Genomic DNA, 3,171 nt, shown 5'->3' with positions numbered 1-3,171 from the left:
CGCAACATCGGAAAATGACTCGCGTCCTTTCCCGCAAAAAATCATACACAAATACGTTGTACGTAAATTGACTTATGAAACGCAAGAAGAAAATAATAATCGGAATTGGAATTCTAGTATTCGGAATTTCGCTGTGGAGTTTTGGTATTGTTAATAAATATAATTTTTTGACTGCAAAACTGGATATTATGAACCACAATCCAAAAATAGTAACTGTTGGATTTCCAATCTTTTCGCACACAGAGCTAAATATGATTTCTGAAAAATACGGATTTAAAAATGTGAATTTTGGTTGTATAGTAACCCAATCTGAATTAAACGGAATTGACTTTTACAATGCCGTGATGGAGGAATATTTAGAGAAAAAAAACGGAATAAATTGGCGAAAAAAATATAATAAAGAAATAGACTCGTTGATAAAAATAAAACGACTGAATTAAAATCTACGTACAACAAAGTGTATAATTAATTGCGGCTGAATTTCCTCACCGGAAATTCAATCTTATTAATTATCTTTCCGAAACATCGGAAAACGACTCGCGTCCTTTTCCCGCAAAAAATCATACACAAATACGTTGTAGGTAATTAAAAACAAAATACTATGAATAAAATTAAAACGCTTATTTTCTTACTATTAGCAAATGTGAACCTTGTAATAGCTCAAGATGTTGAAATACCAAGTGATTTAAAACTTGAAACTCCTGAAGATTACAAAAAAACTGAACAGTTAGTTCTAAGTTCAACTGAATGGTTGCTTAAAACTCCGATTACTGAAAATCCAGGTAAACGAAAAAAGATTAATGCTTTTTTGATGAAGTGGATGAGTGGAAGCCCGAATGTGACAATAGAGTTAGTCCCTGGAATTGTTCCCCTAGATTGCGCTGACTGTTTGATGTCTTTCTTAAGTGGTTGGACTAAGTTTAGTTTGCAAAATGACTACTCTAAAAATAAAGTCGAATGTGCAATTGCTGGAGCTGAAAATGTAATTGAATTCTATAACAGAAACGAATCAGAACTCGGAAAGAATTCGGATATAAAAAAACTTATAAAGAATCAGAAAAAAGGAAAGATCAAAAAATACATTGAATCAAAATTCTAAAAAAACTACCTACAACACCGTGTATAATTAATTGCGGCTTAATTTCCTCATCGGAAATTCAATCTTATTAATTATCTTTCCACAACACCGGAAAAGTACTCACGTCCTTTTCCCGCAAAAAATCATACACAAATACGTTAGGGTACATTTCCTTTAAACTGCTAGATTAAGAAAATGAATGAGAAATATTAATTTTAAAAAAGAAAAAATTTCGATTGAGGCTATTGGTAAAAAAAGATTCTGGTTTGGAATAATTTCAGGTTTTTTTTCAGCTGTTATAATTGCTTTAACTTTTAATAGAACCAGAGAATTAATTCGTTATTTTTCAAGTAGATTTCAAGACATTTTGATTTTTGAAACAAATGAGTTAATCTTTTTTAATTATTTTTTCGTTTCCCTTTCAACAGTTTTAGGACTATCTATTACAATCTGGATTTGGATGGGTAACCCATTAAATAAGAATAGAAAACAAAAACTTTACAAACAACAAACAAGAGTTAATTCTCAATTGTTTTTTTGGCTTATTTTATTTCTCTCTGCTCAACTTTGTAATCTTTTTATTTACTTGAGTATTGCCGAAGTTAACAGCTATGATTTCCCTGTAAACCTTTTTAATGAATATAAATTATTATTTATACTTAGTCCAATTGTTATTTTTGGTCAAAATTGGTTTCATGTAAGACTTATATACAAAACTGGAAATTGGATTTTAATTTCTTTTATTATTTCTTTGTTTACTACTCTCTGTTTATACAAAACAACCACAACTGATCACAATATACTTAACCACATCTATTTCGCACAACACAAAAAGTATTTTAAATACATTGAAGAAATAATTTCCAAATCTAAAAAAGAGTATAACATTACTTTTAATTATACCGCACTAAAAACTCTTAAACAGCAAAAATCTTATAACTCAAAAATACAAGTACAGAAAATTAAGGAAGCGTTTTCGAAAGACAAAAAATTATCACTTGATACAATTATAATTCAAAAAGTTATAATTCATAATTTAAAAGGCAATTCTGAATACCGATATAATTATGATCTTAGAACGTTGTATAATTGGAAATATGCGCTACCAAAAGATATTTTTAAACAAATTCAATTCTTCGATACCAATTCAAATGAAATAAAAGAATTATTTCAAGTTTTAAAAGAGGAAATTATATTGGTTAACAAAGCAAAAATTATCCTAGAAAATCAAAATGATAATGATTTTAATTATAGATCTTTTGCGAAAGACAAAAAACAATTAAAAGTAAATGTTATGGTTGTAGAACAACTGATTGAGGTTACAAATAAAATTAAGCAACTCAAGAAGTATTCGACATTAAGTATAATATTACCAGATATCAAAACGTCCCCTAACAACATGTATAATTAATTGCGGCTGAATTTCCTCGGCGGAAATTCAATCTTATTAATTATCTTTCCGCAACAACGGAAAAGAACTTGCGTCCTTTTCCCGTAAAAAATCATACACAAATACGTTAGGTGCAATGAAAACAAGAACTATAACTATAATCGGAATTCTATTATTATTTACTCAATTTGGATTCTCTCAAATCTCTTCTAAATCGAAAAATAAAAAAAAGGAAATGGAAAAAACACAATTTCTTGGATTAAGAACTACAATCTACAAAGTCGGAGACATAACAAATGCAAAAAAATGGTATTCTAAAGCATTTGGAATTGAACCTTACTTTGACCAACCTTTTTATGTCGGATTTAATATTGGTGGATTTGAACTCGGACTTCAGCCTGAAAAAGAACCTATTGAAAATAAAACTGAAAATGTTATTACATATTGGGGAGTGAATGACATTAGTGAAGCTTACAAAAAACTGATTGAATTAGGAGCAATCGAAAATGAAAAACCTTATAATGTCGGTGGAGAAATAATCACTGCTACAGTAAAAGACCCTTTTGGAAATATTATCGGAATAATTTACAACCCTGAATTCAAAAAATAACTGCACCTAACACCGTGTATAATTAATTGCGGCTGAATTTCCTCAACGGAAATTCAATCTTATTAATTATCTTTCCGAAACATCGGAAAACGA

Annotated in this window: 4 protein-coding genes; all 4 read left to right on the top strand. The window is 29.2% G+C overall.

Features of this window, described 5'->3' with window-relative positions; genetic code table 11:
- Nucleotides 1–74: 74 nt before the first annotated feature.
- The 4 genes from ACOSP6_RS00415 to ACOSP6_RS00400 all read left to right on the top strand — a co-directional run bounded on the left by ACOSP6_RS00415 (nt 75) and on the right by ACOSP6_RS00400 (nt 3,078).
- Nucleotides 75–440, top strand: coding sequence for a hypothetical protein (locus tag ACOSP6_RS00415; protein WP_422092335.1), 366 nt, complete (start codon nt 75–77; stop codon nt 438–440).
- A gap of 161 nt (nt 441–601) precedes the next feature.
- Nucleotides 602–1,099 carry a hypothetical protein gene (locus ACOSP6_RS00410; protein WP_422092671.1) on the top strand — a complete coding sequence of 166 codons (498 nt, stop codon included), beginning with the start codon at nt 602–604 and terminating at the stop codon, nt 1,097–1,099.
- Between the two features lie 178 nt (nt 1,100–1,277).
- On the top strand, nt 1,278–2,489 hold the full coding sequence (locus ACOSP6_RS00405) for a hypothetical protein (RefSeq protein ID WP_422092669.1): 1,212 nt from the start codon (nt 1,278–1,280) through the stop codon (nt 2,487–2,489).
- Nucleotides 2,490–2,604: 115 nt separating this feature from the next.
- Entirely contained in the window at nt 2,605–3,078 is a 474-nt protein-coding gene (locus ACOSP6_RS00400; protein WP_422092670.1) for a VOC family protein, read from the top strand.
- Nucleotides 3,079–3,171: the final 93 nt, after the last annotated feature.

The sequence above is a fragment of the Tenacibaculum sp. MEBiC06402 genome (genome assembly GCF_049239625.1).
Classification (GTDB): Bacteria; Bacteroidota; Bacteroidia; order Flavobacteriales; family Flavobacteriaceae; genus Polaribacter.
This window is presented reverse-complemented; position numbering and strand designations above follow the sequence as displayed.

Excerpts from the sequence above, each read along its gene's own strand:
- ACOSP6_RS00410 (WP_422092671.1), top strand. The coding sequence starts at position 602 with ATGAATAAAATTAAAACGCTTATTTTCTTACTATTAGCAAATGTGAAC.
- ACOSP6_RS00415 (WP_422092335.1), top strand. The coding sequence starts at position 75 with ATGAAACGCAAGAAGAAAATAATAATCGGAATTGGAATTCTAGTATTC.
- ACOSP6_RS00405 (WP_422092669.1), top strand. The coding sequence starts at position 1,278 with ATGAGAAATATTAATTTTAAAAAAGAAAAAATTTCGATTGAGGCTATT.
- ACOSP6_RS00400 (WP_422092670.1), top strand. The coding sequence starts at position 2,605 with ATGAAAACAAGAACTATAACTATAATCGGAATTCTATTATTATTTACT.